Source organism: Idiomarina sp. OT37-5b (assembly GCF_002968395.1).
Lineage (GTDB): Bacteria > Pseudomonadota > Gammaproteobacteria > Enterobacterales > Alteromonadaceae > Idiomarina > Idiomarina aquatica.
Genome location: NZ_CP027188.1, coordinates 190,734 through 205,564 on the forward strand (window position 1 = coordinate 190,734; position 14,831 = coordinate 205,564).

Below are 14,831 nucleotides of genomic sequence, written 5' to 3' on the forward strand. Positions count from 1 at the left end.
CATTGACAGCAAAATCTGGAGTGTAGCATGAAATTTAAATCACTGGTGCTGGCCACAGCATTGGTTTCGGCCTGCGGGGATACGGCTTCTCAGGAGTCCGTTGCAAACAGCGATAAGATGACCGATAACAGTATCGCGATACTCCAGTATCATCATGTGGCTGAAGACACGCCCGCGGTAACGTCAATTGCTCCTGAGCGTTTTGAAGAGCACCTCAAGTATTTAAAAGACAATAATTTTGTCGTGCTGCCGATAGAAGAAGCTCATCAACGCATTGAGAGCGGCGAGTCGTTTCCGGCAAAAGCGGTGGTGATCACCTTTGATGACGGATACGACAACGTCTATGACAACGCGGCACCTCTGCTAAAACAATACGATATGCCCTACGCGGTATTTGTTAATCCCGATTTAATGCAACAAAGTCCTTCCGCCTATATGAGCTGGGAGCAGCTCAGAACCATTCAGGAGCAAGGCGCAACCATCGTTAACCATGGCCAGACACACGCTCACTTGATCCGCCGTAAGGACGGGGAAAGTGAAACCGAATGGCGTGAGCGCATGAGCTACGATGTCCTGAGCGCACAGCAAGCCATCGACGAGAAATTAGGGCCGCAGCCGAAATATTTTGCTTACCCGTTTGGTGAATACGATGCAGATTTGCAGGCATTGCTGGATGAGTGGGGCTTTCTGGGTTTTGCTCAGCATAGCGGACCATGGAGTCCTTACAGTGACCCAACCGCGATCACCCGGTTTCCAGCCTCAGGTATTTACGCGAACCTGAAGACGCTGGCGCCCAAGCTCAATAGCCTGGCAATGCCGGTGGCAGAGTACTCACCGCAGGAGCCATTGCTTGAGCATCAACAAACGCGCCCCGAATTAACGGTCACGTTGAGCTCAGTGAGTACACTGCAAAAACACGCCTTGCAGTGCTATCAAGGGTCACACGTGCTAAAACCCGAGTGGTTGTCAGAGCGGGTGTTTTCGGTGACGCCGAGTGCTGACCTAGCCATTGGTCGTTCGCGCATCAACTGCACTGCGCCCAATAAAACCGGTCAGGCATACTATTGGTTTTCGGCGGCCTTTATTCGCCCGGACAGCAATGGCAGTTGGCCGGACTGATCACACTTAATCGGCAATAATGGCGAAGTCTCGTTTTAACTGTTGCATGTCAACAACGGGAATTTCGCCCGGCTTATGGTCGGCATTGAATATTGCTTTACGATTACCATCAGGGTCGACAAGAATGATCGCTGCACTGTGATTAACCAGATAATTCTCTTCGTCCTCTTCCGGTATCGAGTACATTAAACCGAGATCCCGCACGAACGGAAACAGTTGTGGGTGCTCTGCGCGGACACCAACAAAAGCGTCACCAAAATAGCCGGTATACTGAGTCAGGCGTTCCAGTGAGTCTCGTTTAGGATCGACTGAGATAAGCCAGACTTTAACCGGTTGGTCGGTGTGTTGCTGCAATTCCGGCAGGATACGTTGTAAGTCGGATAGTGTGGTCGGGCAAATATCCGGACAAAAGGTGTAGCCGGTAAACAGCAAGGTCCATTGGCCTTTTAAAGCGTCATTATCGATGGTTTGCTGGGTTGCCGTTGACTCAATCTGGAACGGCGCCAGCGCACGCGGAGGGTTGTATACCAACGCCTCTGGCTGCGGTTGAGGCCAGAATTGATAAGTGGCAATGCCTACCGCAGCGGCGATAATGGCGGCAATCACGATCAATGCTTTTTGCATAAACGGCTCTCTCGTTGTGGCTAAACGTAATGATCGACCAATAGGATGACGAACAGCAGCATTAGGTGCCAAATAGAGAAGGCAAACATATTAAATGCGGTTTTCTTATTGGGTGCGTACTTGAGCTTCCAGGCGTAGCCGAGGAAAATGGCATTAAGCACACTCACGCCAACCAAATAAATCACGCCGGACATACCAACCAAATAGGGCAAAAAGCAAACCACACTGAGCAATACCGTATACAGCAGGATGCAGGTCTTAGTGAACTCTATGCCGTGAGTGACCGGTAGCATTGGCACCTTGGCTCGTGCATAGTCCCGTTCACGGTGTACGGCCAAGGCCCAGAAATGCGGTGGCGTCCAGGTAAATATGATCATCACCAATAAAATGGCATGGGCGTGAATATCATTAGTAACGGCGGTCCAGCCTAACAGCGGAGGGGCTGCCCCAGCGAGACCTCCGATAACGATATTTTGTGGTGTGGCGCGCTTTAAAAACATCGTGTAAACGACCGCATAGCCAACCATACTGGCAAAAGTCAGCCAGGCTGTTAAGGCATTGACCCAAACGTACAGCGTGGCAAAACCCAGTAACCCGATGATGCTGGCAAAGGTCGATACCTTAAATGGCGACAGGTTGCCCTGAGGCAACGGTCGACGCAACGTGCGAGCCATTTTCGCATCGATATGACGGTCTACCAGGTGGTTGATGGCGGCAGCGGCTGCCGACATCAGGCCAATGCCTGTCAACGCCGGTATCAGCACACTCAACGCCACCCATTCGGTCTGCGCCAGAGCCATGCCGACAACCGCGGTTAATAAAAGTAACGCGACTACCCGCGGCTTGGTTAATTCGAGATAATCTCGCCATGGCGCGCTGCGTTGTTGTAGTTTTTTTGATGCAACGTAAGCTGGCATAGTGAACTCCTTCAAGCCTTTCTGGACAAGTTGTAATTAAGTGCGACCAGAGACAGCAATAACAGTGCTCCCACAGCATTATGGGATACAGCTACCCAAAGCGGTAGGCTAAAGACTACGTTACTCACACCGAGCGCAATTTGCAAAATTAATAACAATCCGATAACAACCAGCGATTGGCGGAAAAAGCCAGAAACCGCTTTGCGCCAACATTTAAACAGCAACCACCCGACGACTAACGTCGTTACGATCGCACCAAAGCGGTGGACAATGTGCATGGTCATGCGGTCATCGTAGTCATGTGCGCCAAATTGATAAGTGGAGGCTTCAGGAATACTGAATGCACCGCTGAAATCGAGGTTAGCGGTCCAGTTGCCTTCACAAAATGGTAGCTCGGTGCAGGCAACCGCGGCATAGTTGGCTGCCACCCAGCCACCCAGCGCAATTTGACCCAGCACCACAAACAGAGTGAACAGCGCCAAGCCGCGGTAACGTCGTAACTCGGGATCGCCGCCGCCAACCCGGTAGGGTTCTAACCTCAGCTTCAGCAAGTACAGCAGCGACAGTATGGAAAAACCGCCCAGTAAATGTCCCATCACAATCAGCGGCTGCAGATTCATGGTAACCGTCCACATGCCCAGTGCCGCCTGAAAAATAACCAGCCCCAATAATAACGTTGGTAACTTGACCGGCGTCGGCTTTTGGCTCGGCACGCGTTTTTTAAACCACGCGCTGACAGCAATAAGTAAAATCATCAAACCCAGCGCGCCGGCAAAATAGCGATGGATCATTTCGTTCCAGGCTTTGTCCTTTTCCACCGGTGCATCGGGATACAATGCTTCTGCCTGCGCGATATGTTCTGCTTTTGAAGGCACAGATAAAAAGCCATAGCAGCCGGGCCAGTCAGGACAGCCGAGTCCAGCTTCCGTTAAGCGCGTAAACGCGCCGAGTACGATAACGCAGAACGCCAGAACCACACTGATTCTTACAAGTGTACGCATACCCTTTATCCTATTCTCGATAGTTTTAATAATTTTCTCAGGTCGGCGAGGACGTTCTTGCCTTCCAGAATCATGGTTTGCTGATCGTCATGTGAAGGGTAGTAAAGCATGACGTTGTTTAACGGGTCGATAATAAACAAAGAGCTGGCCGGTAAACCGTTCAGCTGGTCGATGAGCTGTGGTTGTTGCAGTTGTGTGAAATGAAACTCGGAGTGAAATTCTCGTACGTCGGCTGCCGCTGAGTTGGTCAGTACCACCGGCGTGACACGGTCGGTGTCTTTGCCCAGGGCAACGTCAATCTGATTCATCACAAAGAGCACATTTTGACAGCGCTCCTGACACTGTTCGGGCGCAATATAAGCCAACTTCCAGCCATCGGGCAGCTCATCGGCCTGGCTCAGGGTAACCGGCTCAGCTAATAGAGTGCCTTTATTGGTGCCGGCTTGATACCAATGTTGATCGAGAATGATCCAGGCGATAATAACCGGCAATAGGAAGGCTATCAGGACTATGATCAGTGTTCGTCGTGAGCGATTGAGGGAGCTCATGATTACTCCTCTTGTTTTTGTTTATTTATTCTTATAACAGCAATTGTAAAAATCACCAACGCTGCAACCGCTAAACTGAACCATTGCAACGCATAGGCCTGATGCTTTTCAGGTGGCATCACATTGGGTTTCCAGTCGCGAAGATAGCCAAATGAGGCGTTCTTACTCAGCAGCAATAGAAAGGGCGCGATGTCGAGCTGAAAGTTGTCAGCAACAGCTGACGGCACAAATTCCGGTATACGCTGTGGCCAAATACCCAGAGGTTGTTCCTGAACATCATTAATAAACACGTTTTCCTGCGGATACTGTGTTAATGCCGTGAATGACACGGTTCCGGAAGGCAGACGAATATCGGGTAGTTCGGAGCGCAATGTAGGTGCCTCTATCCAGCCAAGGTTTACCGCCACCTGCTGCTCCTGATTAGCGATGTTCAGCAAGCCAACCACATGATAACCGGGTGTCCGTTGGTGCAGTTGGTTGTCGATAAGAAAGTAGCGTTGTGGGTCGAATTCGCCGCTGACCGTAACGGCTTCAAACCGTTCTGGCTGTCGCTCCAGTAAATTGAGGTTGGCAGCCGGTCGAGACTCACTGTGCTCGGCATACGCTTGATAGTCGTTAAACAGGGCTGCTTTCTCGGCGGCACGTTCGAGCTGCCAAAATCCTAACTTGACCATTACTGCCACAGCTAGCACAGTAAGAGTTCCGGCAATTACAGGAATTTTTATGTTAGCAATTTTTAAGCTCATTATCGTTGCGCTACTGCTCTATATGGTGTTTAACCTGTTTCGGGCACTGTTTGTCATGCTTCGAAACGACCCCAACAAACCACCGATGACGCATTACCTGGGTAAACGGGTAGGAATTGCAGCCTTGGTTCTCTTGGTCTTAATCATCGCTGCTTACAGCGGGCTATTACCGCTTAACCCGCGCCCCTATTAAGAGGCGCGAGTTGTTTACGGTTAAATCACATAAACCACAACAAACAAACAAATCCACACCACATCGACGAAATGCCAGTACCAACTGGTCGCCTGAAAGGCAAAGTGATTGTCGGGTGTAAAATGACCTTTTAGCACACGCAGGAACATGATGATCAACATCAGTGTGCCAAGTGTTACGTGCATGCCGTGGAAGCCCGTCAGCAGGTAGAAGGTGTTACCGTAAATACCGGACTGCAAGGTTAAACCAAGCTGCTCGTACGCGTGAATGTACTCGGCTCCCTGGAAGTACAGGAAGATGCAACCAAGGATGATGGTGATGGCCAGCCAGGCGGTCAGTTGCTTACGGTTGTCTTTTTCCAGGCCAACGTGCGCCAAGTGGCAGGTGACCGAGCTAACCACCAGAATGACGGTGTTAATCAACGGTAGACCGTACCAACCCATCGCTTCGGTTTCAGTACCTCCGGGGGTTTTCGTCAATGGCCACTGAGCAACAAACTGCGGCCATAATACCTCGGCGGTCATGGCATTATTGCTGGCGCCATCAAGCCATGGTACAGCGATTACCCGGGCATAGAATAAGGCGCCAAAAAACGCCGCAAAGAACATGACTTCGGAAAAGATAAACCAACTCATGCCTTGTTTATAAGAATTACCAAGCTGCTCGTTGTACAGGCCCTGCATGGATTCATTGATTTGATCCCGGAACCAGCCAAACAGCATTACGGCCATAACGATAATGCCCGCGATAAGCACGGTGCTACCATAACCATCTTGTTCATTGGTCATGTCTATAACGGTGTTTCCTGCACCCCAGGCGATAAGCCCTAAGCCGATGGCGCCAATAATGGGCCAGGGGCTGGAAGCAGGAACATAATAACTTTGATTCTCTGCCATAACGACGTTTCCTTATTCTGATGATTGTAGCTGAGCTAATGTCTCAGCCGTCGCATCGGCTGTCATATCATACAGCGTGTATGACAGTGTTAATGTAGTGATGTGAGCCGGAATTTCCGGGTCGAGATAAAATTGCATTGGCATTTCGGTGTCGTCACCGGCTGCAAGCGGCTGTTGATTAAAACAGAAACATTCCACTTTATTGAGGTACAACGATGCCTCCGCCGGGGCTACCGATGGAATCGCCTGAGCCACCATGTCTCCACCGGTAGGGTTGCCCGCCAAAAAGTTAACCACACGGACTTCACCGGGGTGTACTTTGACTTGCTTCACCGAGGGTTCAAATTTCCAGGGAATGCCTTTCGCGTTGCGAGTAATGAACTGCACGGTCACGGTTCGCGACGTGTCCACCTCCTGGTGGACAGCCGCGACCGCTTCGTTCTTTGTGCGTCCGTTAAAGCCGGTTACCTCGCAAAACACGTCATACAGAGGGACCAGTGCGAAACCGAAAGCGAACATCCCGGCAACGGTCAGTAGCAGCCGTTTAACGATGGTCGCGTTGTTTGCACGTTGTTGCGAGTCAGACATGGCTGTTACTCCACTTTAGGTGGCTTTTCGAACGTGTGGTAAGGCGCTGGTGAAGGCACCGTCCATTCAAGCCCTTCAGCACCTTCCCAGGGCTTAGCCGCCGCTTTCTCGCCACCACGAACACATTTGATCGCCAACCACAGGAAGATCAGTTGCGATAAACCAAAGGCAAAGCCGCCAATACTGGTGATTTGGTTAACATCGGCAAACTGCACCGAGTAGTCCGGAATCCGCCGAGGCATGCCCGCCAGGCCGGCAAAGTGCATTGGGAAGAACAGCACATTAACCGAGATCAGCGAGGTCCAGAAGTGCAGTTTGGCGAGGGTTTCATCGTACATATGGCCGGTCCACTTCGGTAACCAGTAGTAGGCCGCCGCCATGATCGAGAAGACGGCTCCGGTAACCAGCACATAATGAAAATGGGCCACCACGAAGTAGGTGTCATGGTACTGAAAGTCAACTGGCGTAATGGCCAGCATCAGACCCGAGAAACCACCGATGGTAAACAGAATGACAAACGCCAGCGCAAATAACATCGGTGTTTCGAAGGTCATTGCTCCGCGCCACATGGTCGCCACCCAGTTAAACACTTTAACCCCGGTCGGCACGGCGATCAGCATGGTGCAGTACATGAAGAAGAGCTCGGCGAACACCGGCATACCGGTGGTAAACATGTGGTGTGCCCAAACCAGGAACGACAGAATGGCAATGGATGCGGTGGCATAAACCATCGACGCATAACCGAATAGTCGTTTACGGGTAAAGGCCGGGATGATGGCCGAAATGATACCAAAAGACGGCAAAATCATGATGTACACTTCAGGGTGACCGAAGAACCAGAAAATATGCTGGAACATGACCGGGTCACCGCCTCCTGCCGCATCAAAGAAACTGGTACCAAAGTATTTATCCGTTAACACCATGGTGACTGCCCCGGCCAGCACCGGCATCACTGCGATCAGCAGGAAGGCGGTAATCAGCCAGGTCCAGACGAACAACGGCATTTTCATGTAGTTCATGCCGGGCGCGCGCATGTTCATGATGGTAACGATAACGTTAATTGCGCCCATGATGGATGAAATACCCAAAATGTGCATGGAAAACACAAACAGCGCTGTTGAATCGTTGCTGTAGGTGGTTGATAACGGTGCGTAGAATGTCCAGCCAAAGTTAGGACCACCGCCTTCCAGGAACAACGAAGACAGCAGAATCGCAAAGCCAAATGGCAGGATCCAGAAACTCCAGTTGTTCATTCGCGGCAGCGCCATATCCGGCGCACCAATCATCATTGGAATCATCCAGTTTGCCAGTCCAGTGAAGGCCGGCATGACCGCGCCAAAAACCATGATCAGGCCATGCACGGTGGTCATCTGGTTAAAGAAATTGGGTTCAACCAATTGCAAACCAGGCTGGAACAGCTCTGCACGGATGACCATGGCCATCGCGCCGCCAATGAAAAACATGATTAAACTAAACCACAGATACAACGAACCGATGTCTTTGTGGTTAGTGGTGAACAGCCAACGAGTAATGCCCGACGGCTTGTGATCGTGGTGTTCTTCGTGATGGATATCGTCCACAACTGTACTCATCACCGTCTCCTTATTGGTTCATTACTGCGTTGATATCTGCCGCTTGCACGGTGTCGCCGGTGTCGTTACCCCAAGCGTTACGCTCATAGGTAATAACCGCTGCCAGTTCCTGCATGCTCAACTGCTGGCCAAACGCCTGCATGGCAGTACCCTGGACACCGTTGACAACGATATCAATGTGTTGATCGCGAGCTTCCGGATCGACTGAAACGCCGGAGCCGGCGAGTGCCGGGAAAGTGCCTGGAATACCCTGGCCATTTGCCTGGTGACAGGCTGCACAGGTACTGTTGTAGATTTTTTCACCCATGGCCATCAGCTCATCCATTGACATTTCCATGTCCAGTAACTCTTGCTCACGCTCGCGTGCGGCAATTTGTTCGGCTTCGGTTTCTTCAACCCATTTCTGATACTCAGCGGGCTCTTTGGCGATGACAACAACAGGCATAAAGCCATGATCTTTACCACAAAGCTCAGCACATTGACCGCGATAGATTCCGGGCTCCTCGACACGCGTCCAGGCTTCGTTAATAAAACCGGGGTTGGCGTCCTTTTTGACCGCAAAATCCGGCACCCACCAACTGTGAATCACGTCGTCAGACGTGACCAGAAAGCGAACTTTCTTACCGGTAGGGATGACCAGCGGATTATCCACCTCTAGCAGGTAGTTTTCGCTTTTCTCAAATTTATTTTGAATTTGTTCCTGTTGCGTCGCGAGGCGGCTGAAAAACTCAACTTCATGTTCGAAGTACTTGTAATGCCATTTCCATTGCGAGCCGGTAATTTGTACAGTGACATCGGCGTCGCTGGTATCTTCCATCGCGATCAGGGTAGATGTCGCCGGTATTGCCATGCCGACCAAAATAAGGAAGGGGATGATGGTCCAGGCAATTTCGACCTTCACACTTTCGTGGAACTTGGCAGGCTCTCGTCCTTTTGACTTGCGGTGACGAATCATAGAAATGAACATCAGGCCGAAGACAATAACTCCAATGACACAACATATATAAAAAATGGTCATGTGGAGGTCATAGACACGGTTACTGACGTCGGTGACACCTTCCGTCAGATTGAGGCGATTTTGGGCTTGCGCAGAAAACCCAAACAAAGCCAGTAGTGCCAACAGCGGCTTCATTTTCACGTGACTTCTCCTCTTATTCTTCTTCTAGCACGGCTTTTTGTAAAAACACGTGCGGGCGATGAAGAACAAAGAGGTAAGCAGAAAAAGGAACAGCTTCTCCCCAGAAATCACTTTCTCTACCAACTCTTTGTTGTAGTTTCGTTGTTATATTAATTTATATAGTTGGGTAGTATCATTTATTAACGAATTTACACACAAAGATCCAGATCAATCTTACCGATTGCTTGAAAAATAATCAAAATTGTAAAAAAAAGGCTACCCGAGGGTAGCCTAGATACATTATCCAATGGTGGGGATACTGAGATGGGGCTCAGTGAAGGTGAGGGAATAATGTATCTTCTTCAAACAGGAAGCTTTTTGTCTGACTAAGGCGGCAGGCCATTTTAATACGTTGACAAAAGCGTTGCTCCAGTCCGTCCAACCAGCCAACAATCACCGCGCTGGTGCCTGCAAGCGTGGCTTGCTCAAGCGCCCATTCACGCTGTGTGTGATCGCCTGTGCGCAACCAGCGAATGCGCTGTTTTGGAATGCCGGCCGCGAGCAGTTCTGCAATAAATTCACGGCTGCCGCCCACGATGGTTATCCATTTCTCAGACTCGCCGTTTACACAGGCAGCAACAACTTCCGCGTGCTGGTCGTTAGTCGGATTAAAGGTAGCCTCGGATGCGATGACCGATGAAACCGCCGCCTGTTGGGAGGCTGTTTGACCGGCACTTTGCCACAGGCCGGGGTGATGTATTTTGGTTGTATGCTGAAACTTCATAGTGATGCTCCATTACGAATAACACCGACAGCTAAGCCCTCGATGGCAAAAACTTGAGAGGATAAATCGACAATAATGGTCGAGAATTCCTCATTTTCTGGATGAAGTAGCACTTTTCGACCTTTTTGCTCAAATCGTTTAACCGTAACTTCATCCTCGACACGGGCGACAACCACCTGCCCGTTTCGTGCTTGTTCGGTTTTGTGAACCGCTAACAAGTCGCCGTCCAGAATGCCAATATTACGCATACTCATGCCGTTCACTTTCAACAGAAAGTTGGCAGCGGGATAGAACATATTTTCATCGACCTTAAAGTGGCCTTCGATATGCTCTTGCGCGAGAATCGGCGAACCGGCTGCCACTTGCCCGATGAGCGGCAGACCCTCTTCAATTTCAAAATCGTCGGCCACCAAACGAATACCGCGTGACATGCCTGGCAGTATTTCAATGACGCCCTTACGAGCCAGCGCCTTGAGGTGCTCCTCTGCGGCATTAGCTGAGCGAAATCCTAATTTCGCTGCGATTTCGGCGCGCGTAGGGGGCATGCCAGTCGCCTGCAAATTGTCCTTAATTAATTCAAGGATCTCGGATTGTCGTGGTGTTAATGGTCGCATAAGAGTACCTGTTTATTCGTACAGTATACTGTGAGTATATACAGGTATTTTTATTTGGCAAGAATTTTTCTTTGTGTGTTTTTTGTCGTTGCCCAAGATCCTGTATACTCTACCGTTCACTACTGTTTTAAACGCTTTACGCTCGGGAATCGAATGGCTAATCAGAGTTGGATTTATGCAGTTATAAAACACCCTTTACGCTGGCTAACGCGTTTTATTGCGATCGCCGATGAGGCAGAGGCTGGTGACGCGAGCGTAAAGGATAAGCCCATCGTTTATGTGATGCGCTCAACCTCACGCGCTGATTTTTCCATTTTGCAACGGGCCGCAGCCAGTAAGTCGCTGCCGGATCCGCAGCAGCCACTAACCATTAACGGTAAGTCATTTGCGCGGGTGATGTATCTGGAAGAAACCCATTCTGATTCTTCTCAACGAGCGATAGGACAGTTTCAGGAACTGCTCGAAGCTCACCAGGCCGATCCAGAGCTGGACATTCAGCTATTGCCGGTCGGTATCTTCTGGGGACGCAAACCGGGTCAGGAGGCACGAGCTGGCTCGGCGATGACCGGTGATCTGGACAATCCGGGACATCTGCGCAAGTTCTGGCTGGTACTGTTTTCCGGCCGGCAGGTGTTGTGCCGTTTCTCACGCAGTGTCAGCCTCGGCACCATGGCGCGGCAAAGTGGCAGTGATTTTAAGATAGCGCATAAATTGGCGCGCGTGGCGCGGGTTCATTTTGTTCGTATGCGACACGCGGTGGCCGGACCTAAGCTCAGTGACCGCAACCAATTGATGCAGGAGCTGATCCATTCGCCGGCATTAAAAAAAGCCATTGCCGATGAGCAGCGCAGCAATAAAGTGTCTGAGCAGGAAGCGCGCAAAAAGGCGCTCAGCTACATCAATGAGATCGCGGCAAATTACAGCTCAACTCTGGTGCGCGTGCTGGATCGATTCATGACCTGGATGTGGAGCCGAATTTATAACGGCATTGATGTGCGCGGCGGTGACCGAATTCGTAAGCTGGCGCAGCAGGGGCACGAAGTTATTTACGTGCCTTGCCATCGTAGCCATATGGACTACTTATTACTGAGCTATGTGATTTATAAAGAAGGCCTGGTGCCACCTCACATCGCGGCCGGTGTTAACCTGAATTTCTTCCCGGTGGGTGGCATATTCCGCCGTGGTGGTGCGTTCTTCATCCGGCGCAGCTTCCGCGGCAATAAATTGTATTCCGCGGTCTTCCGTGAATACCTATGTTGGCTGTTTCAAAAAGGCTATCCGGTCGAGTATTTCAGCGAAGGTGGGCGCTCACGTACCGGCCGCCTGCTGCCGCCAAAAACCGGTATGTTAGCGATGACGGTGCAGGGTATGTTACGTGGCCAGCAACGTCCCATTTCGTTGGTTCCTGTTTACCTCGGTTACGAGCACATTATGGAAGTTGCCACGTACCTGAAAGAGCTGAAAGGAAAAAGCAAAGAAAAGGAATCCATGTGGCAGGTACTTGGTTCGTTGCGTAAACTGCGCAACTTCGGCCAGGGTTACGTTACCTTTGGCAAGCCAATTGACCTGAAAAACTTTTTGGATGAGGAGGTGACCGATTGGCAGGCATCGATAACCCGTGGCGCGGAAGAACCTGAGCGTCCGAACTGGCTCACGCCGACCGTGAACCGCCTGGCAGAGACTGTTATGCGTGGAATCAATGACGCTGCAGCCGCCAACAGTGTCAACCTGACAGCGCTGGCGATTTTGAGTTCTGAGCATCATGCCTTGACGAAGGAAGAGCTACTGCAACAATTGTCAGTTTATCAGGGTGTATTACGTGAAGTGCCTTATACCAGCGAAGTTAACGTGCCCTCGGACAGTGCGGAAGCGTTATGGCAACAGGCACAGCGGACCGGTAAGTTTAGCGTTCAAGACGATACTATGGGGCAGGTTATCTCGCTACAGGACGTTAATGCGATAGCGATGACCTATTATCGTAATAATATTCTGCATTTAATGATCATTCCCGGTATCGTTGCGACGATTATGGTGGCCAAAAAGCAGCAGACGACGGCGCAGTTGGCAGAGCGCGTGCAGCAAATTTATCCGATGCTGCAAAAAGAACTGTTTTTATCCCATGAAATTGACGATGTGCCGCTCTGGGTTGCTGCTGTTATCGAAGAACTTCAGCGTCAGGATCTCGTTACACAAAACGGCGAAACCTGGCATATGGCGTCGCGCGAATCGGCACAGTGGATGCAACTGCAATTGCTGGCGCGCAGTGCCAGCGAAACGCTGCAACGCTACAGTATTGTGTTGGAATTGTTGCAGCAGGCACAACCGATTCAGCGGGCTGAACTGGAACGCCATTCGATTACTCTGGCCGAGCGGCTAAGCGCCATTCACGGCATTAACGCACCGGAGTTTTACGATAAGAAGGTGATGACCACCTTCATCGCCAGCCTCAAGGCGCAGGAACTATTACAGGTGAATGATGACGGTCAGCAAATAGCGGCTCCAGCCATTGGTGAGCTGAGTGACGCTATTGATGAACTTATCGATCCACCGGTGTTACAAACCATTCGTCAGTCGGTACAACAACTGCTGGTGGAAACCGGTAAGACCGATAATACTAAATAAACCAGTAGTGCCAGGCAAGACCGATGGCGAAACTCATGCCGACATAATGATTGTGGAGAAAAGCGCGAAAACACTTGCTGGGTTCGCGCTCTTTTATCAGCCACTGCTGATAGCCGAATAATCCGACGATAATCAGCAACGCCAGCACAATAGGCCAGCTCCAGTCGAACCAATGAGTGACATAAGCGAGCAACAACAGCGTGATGAGCTGTAACAGGCCTATGATCAGTTTATCGTGGCGGCCAAACAGTATTGCCGTGCTGCGAATACCGATTTGCAGGTCGTCCTCTCGATCGGCCATCGCGTACTCGGTGTCATACATCACCGTCCAGATGACGTTGGCGATGAATAAGACGCCGGCAATAAACCATTGATTCGCGTCCTGCGCGCTGAATGCCATCAGGATACCAAAGCTAAAGGCTATCCCCAGTACCACTTGTGGCAGATGCGTCCAGCGCTTGCAGAACGGATACAAGGCGGCAACGCCGGCGGCAAAAAAGCTTAACATCACGGTTTGGGTGTTAAATTGCAACACGATGATGAACGCGGCAAATAGCAGTAACGCAAACACCAACACGGCTTCGGTCGGAGTCACTTCGCCGGCCGGCAATGGTCGTTGATGCGTACGACGCACATGGCCGTCGAGATTGCGATCCGCAAAATCGTTGATGACACAACCGGCCGAGCGCATTAAAAACGTACCCACCATAAACAGTACAAATACTTTCAGTGACGGGTAGCCATCGGCGGCTATCAGTAATGCCCAGACGGTAGGCCACGCTAATAAATAGGTACCGATAGGGCGGTCTGCCCGCATTAAGCGCCAATAGGCATCCAATTTATTCATCTTGACTCCCGTTATTCTGCCGACCATAAAAGGGCAAAGGCGACAAAAACAGTTCGCTGACCAGCACGCGTTGTCCTGCGGTAAGAAAAAGGCTGCGGCGTCCCCATAACGAATGTGCTTTTCCGTGTAGTGTCTGATTAAGTTTAGCGAGCGGATGCGAGCTGTCCAGCCGTGTCACATCGAAAGGGCTGCGTAACAGATCCGCTTGATCAAATAACGACTGCCCGAGTGACGAGCAGCCCAGCGAGGATAAATTTAGGTTTTTATGCTGCAGTGCCGATACAGGGAAAAGACTGCGGGCAAACACCCAGGGCTTGCCGTCACAGCACAGCAGCACTTCGCGTACCGTGGCTTCGAAAGGGACACGGGTATGATGCCGGCGAAACAGTTCAAACTCGCTGTCAAAAATGGGCGCTGCTTGCTGGCCAATGAGCTCGACGGTAAACTGCTGACAGTGTTGTTTCAGCTTTTGTGTTAGCGAACCTTCCTCGAGGAGCCATTCTTTCGCCGCAGCGGGGATGCTCAGACGATCAGGGCGAGTCCACTGGCATGGCTGAGCAACAGGGAATTGAAGATCCATATGGGTTTTAATTAATTAAGTCCTGTCAGTATCATAGCAAAGC

16 protein-coding genes are annotated in these 14,831 nt (G+C 50.8%); 3 read left to right on the forward strand and 13 right to left on the reverse strand.

Translation table 11 applies throughout. The annotated features are described in order from the left end of the window. The first annotated feature begins 27 nt into the window (after positions 1–27). Positions 28–1,119 carry a polysaccharide deacetylase family protein gene (locus tag C5610_RS00920; protein ID WP_105305457.1) on the forward strand — a complete coding sequence of 364 codons (1,092 nt, stop codon included), beginning with the start codon at positions 28–30 and terminating at the stop codon, positions 1,117–1,119. Between the two features lie 6 nt (positions 1,120–1,125). Here C5610_RS00920 and C5610_RS00925 read toward each other — a convergent pair whose 3' ends face one another. Genes C5610_RS00925 through C5610_RS00945 form a run of 5 tightly spaced genes read right to left on the reverse strand, consistent with a single transcriptional unit; the run spans position 1,126 to position 4,883 of the window. Further along, positions 1,126–1,743, reverse strand: a complete 618-nt coding sequence (locus C5610_RS00925; protein ID WP_105305458.1) for an SCO family protein — start codon at positions 1,741–1,743, stop codon at positions 1,126–1,128. 20 nt (positions 1,744–1,763) lie between these two features. Then, positions 1,764–2,660 carry a heme o synthase gene (gene cyoE / locus C5610_RS00930; protein WP_105305459.1) on the reverse strand — a complete coding sequence of 299 codons (897 nt, stop codon included), beginning with the start codon at positions 2,658–2,660 and terminating at the stop codon, positions 1,764–1,766. 11 nt (positions 2,661–2,671) lie between these two features. After that, positions 2,672–3,661: a COX15/CtaA family protein gene (locus C5610_RS00935; RefSeq protein ID WP_105305460.1), complete on the reverse strand. Its 990-nt coding sequence runs from the start codon at positions 3,659–3,661 to the stop codon at positions 2,672–2,674. Between the two features lie 5 nt (positions 3,662–3,666). After that, on the reverse strand, positions 3,667–4,209 hold the full coding sequence (locus C5610_RS00940) for a hypothetical protein (protein WP_105305461.1): 543 nt from the start codon (positions 4,207–4,209) through the stop codon (positions 3,667–3,669). Positions 4,210–4,211: 2 nt separating this feature from the next. After that, the gene (locus C5610_RS00945; protein ID WP_158682635.1) at positions 4,212–4,883 is read right to left on the reverse strand and encodes an SURF1 family protein; all 672 of its coding nucleotides are present in this window, start codon (positions 4,881–4,883) and stop codon (positions 4,212–4,214) included. Positions 4,884–4,932: 49 nt separating this feature from the next. Between C5610_RS00945 and C5610_RS00950 the strand changes: the two genes are divergently transcribed. Then, positions 4,933–5,148 carry a DUF2909 domain-containing protein gene (locus C5610_RS00950; protein ID WP_105305463.1) on the forward strand — a complete coding sequence of 72 codons (216 nt, stop codon included), beginning with the start codon at positions 4,933–4,935 and terminating at the stop codon, positions 5,146–5,148. Between the two features lie 20 nt (positions 5,149–5,168). Here the strand turns inward: C5610_RS00950 and C5610_RS00955 are convergent, their stop codons facing one another. From C5610_RS00955 to lexA, 6 genes are all read right to left on the reverse strand, one after another. Next, on the reverse strand, positions 5,169–6,044 hold the full coding sequence (locus C5610_RS00955) for a cytochrome c oxidase subunit 3 (RefSeq protein WP_105305464.1): 876 nt from the start codon (positions 6,042–6,044) through the stop codon (positions 5,169–5,171). A gap of 12 nt (positions 6,045–6,056) precedes the next feature. Beyond that, entirely contained in the window at positions 6,057–6,632 is a 576-nt protein-coding gene (locus C5610_RS00960; RefSeq protein ID WP_105305465.1) for a cytochrome c oxidase assembly protein, read from the reverse strand. Positions 6,633–6,637: 5 nt separating this feature from the next. Beyond that, positions 6,638–8,224 carry a cytochrome c oxidase subunit I gene (ctaD, locus tag C5610_RS00965; protein WP_105305466.1) on the reverse strand — a complete coding sequence of 529 codons (1,587 nt, stop codon included), beginning with the start codon at positions 8,222–8,224 and terminating at the stop codon, positions 6,638–6,640. Between the two features lie 10 nt (positions 8,225–8,234). Next, on the reverse strand, positions 8,235–9,356 hold the full coding sequence (gene coxB, locus C5610_RS00970) for a cytochrome c oxidase subunit II (protein WP_105305467.1): 1,122 nt from the start codon (positions 9,354–9,356) through the stop codon (positions 8,235–8,237). A 316-nt stretch (positions 9,357–9,672) separates the two neighbouring features. Further along, positions 9,673–10,125 carry an SOS-response cell division inhibitor gene (locus C5610_RS00975; protein WP_105305468.1) on the reverse strand — a complete coding sequence of 151 codons (453 nt, stop codon included), beginning with the start codon at positions 10,123–10,125 and terminating at the stop codon, positions 9,673–9,675. Continuing rightward, positions 10,122–10,739 (reverse strand): transcriptional repressor LexA, encoded by a 618-nt coding sequence (gene lexA, locus C5610_RS00980; protein WP_105305469.1) that lies wholly within the window; start codon positions 10,737–10,739, stop codon positions 10,122–10,124. The genes C5610_RS00975 and lexA overlap by 4 nt, the downstream gene beginning before the upstream one ends. Positions 10,740–10,892: 153 nt before the next feature. On the opposite strand from lexA, the gene plsB reads away from it, so the two are divergent. Further along, the gene (plsB, locus tag C5610_RS00985) at positions 10,893–13,361 is read left to right on the forward strand and encodes a glycerol-3-phosphate 1-O-acyltransferase PlsB (RefSeq protein ID WP_105305470.1); all 2,469 of its coding nucleotides are present in this window, start codon (positions 10,893–10,895) and stop codon (positions 13,359–13,361) included. On the opposite strand, the gene ubiA is transcribed toward plsB, so the two are convergent. Together ubiA and C5610_RS00995 are read right to left on the reverse strand one after the other, a co-directional pair. Further along, the gene (gene ubiA / locus C5610_RS00990) at positions 13,354–14,208 is read right to left on the reverse strand and encodes a 4-hydroxybenzoate octaprenyltransferase (protein WP_105305471.1); all 855 of its coding nucleotides are present in this window, start codon (positions 14,206–14,208) and stop codon (positions 13,354–13,356) included. The genes plsB and ubiA overlap by 8 nt on opposite strands. Continuing rightward, positions 14,201–14,788, reverse strand: a complete 588-nt coding sequence (locus C5610_RS00995; protein WP_105305472.1) for a chorismate--pyruvate lyase family protein — start codon at positions 14,786–14,788, stop codon at positions 14,201–14,203. Before C5610_RS00995 ends, ubiA begins: the two co-directional genes overlap by 8 nt. Positions 14,789–14,831: the final 43 nt, after the last annotated feature.

Coding starts and splice junctions, on each gene's coding strand:
- C5610_RS00920 (WP_105305457.1), top strand. CDS start 28: ATGAAATTTAAATCACTGGTGCTGGCCACAGCATTGGTTTCGGCCTGC.
- C5610_RS00925 (WP_105305458.1), bottom strand. CDS start 1,743: ATGCAAAAAGCATTGATCGTGATTGCCGCCATTATCGCCGCTGCGGTA.
- cyoE (WP_105305459.1), bottom strand. CDS start 2,660: ATGCCAGCTTACGTTGCATCAAAAAAACTACAACAACGCAGCGCGCCA.
- C5610_RS00935 (WP_105305460.1), bottom strand. CDS start 3,661: ATGCGTACACTTGTAAGAATCAGTGTGGTTCTGGCGTTCTGCGTTATC.
- C5610_RS00940 (WP_105305461.1), bottom strand. CDS start 4,209: ATGAGCTCCCTCAATCGCTCACGACGAACACTGATCATAGTCCTGATA.
- C5610_RS00945 (WP_158682635.1), bottom strand. CDS start 4,883: ATGGTCAAGTTAGGATTTTGGCAGCTCGAACGTGCCGCCGAGAAAGCA.
- C5610_RS00950 (WP_105305463.1), top strand. CDS start 4,933: ATGTTAGCAATTTTTAAGCTCATTATCGTTGCGCTACTGCTCTATATG.
- C5610_RS00955 (WP_105305464.1), bottom strand. CDS start 6,044: ATGGCAGAGAATCAAAGTTATTATGTTCCTGCTTCCAGCCCCTGGCCC.
- C5610_RS00960 (WP_105305465.1), bottom strand. CDS start 6,632: ATGTCTGACTCGCAACAACGTGCAAACAACGCGACCATCGTTAAACGG.
- ctaD (WP_105305466.1), bottom strand. CDS start 8,224: ATGAGTACAGTTGTGGACGATATCCATCACGAAGAACACCACGATCAC.
- coxB (WP_105305467.1), bottom strand. CDS start 9,356: ATGAAGCCGCTGTTGGCACTACTGGCTTTGTTTGGGTTTTCTGCGCAA.
- C5610_RS00975 (WP_105305468.1), bottom strand. CDS start 10,125: ATGAAGTTTCAGCATACAACCAAAATACATCACCCCGGCCTGTGGCAA.
- lexA (WP_105305469.1), bottom strand. CDS start 10,739: ATGCGACCATTAACACCACGACAATCCGAGATCCTTGAATTAATTAAG.
- plsB (WP_105305470.1), top strand. CDS start 10,893: ATGGCTAATCAGAGTTGGATTTATGCAGTTATAAAACACCCTTTACGC.
- ubiA (WP_105305471.1), bottom strand. CDS start 14,208: ATGAATAAATTGGATGCCTATTGGCGCTTAATGCGGGCAGACCGCCCT.
- C5610_RS00995 (WP_105305472.1), bottom strand. CDS start 14,788: ATGGATCTTCAATTCCCTGTTGCTCAGCCATGCCAGTGGACTCGCCCT.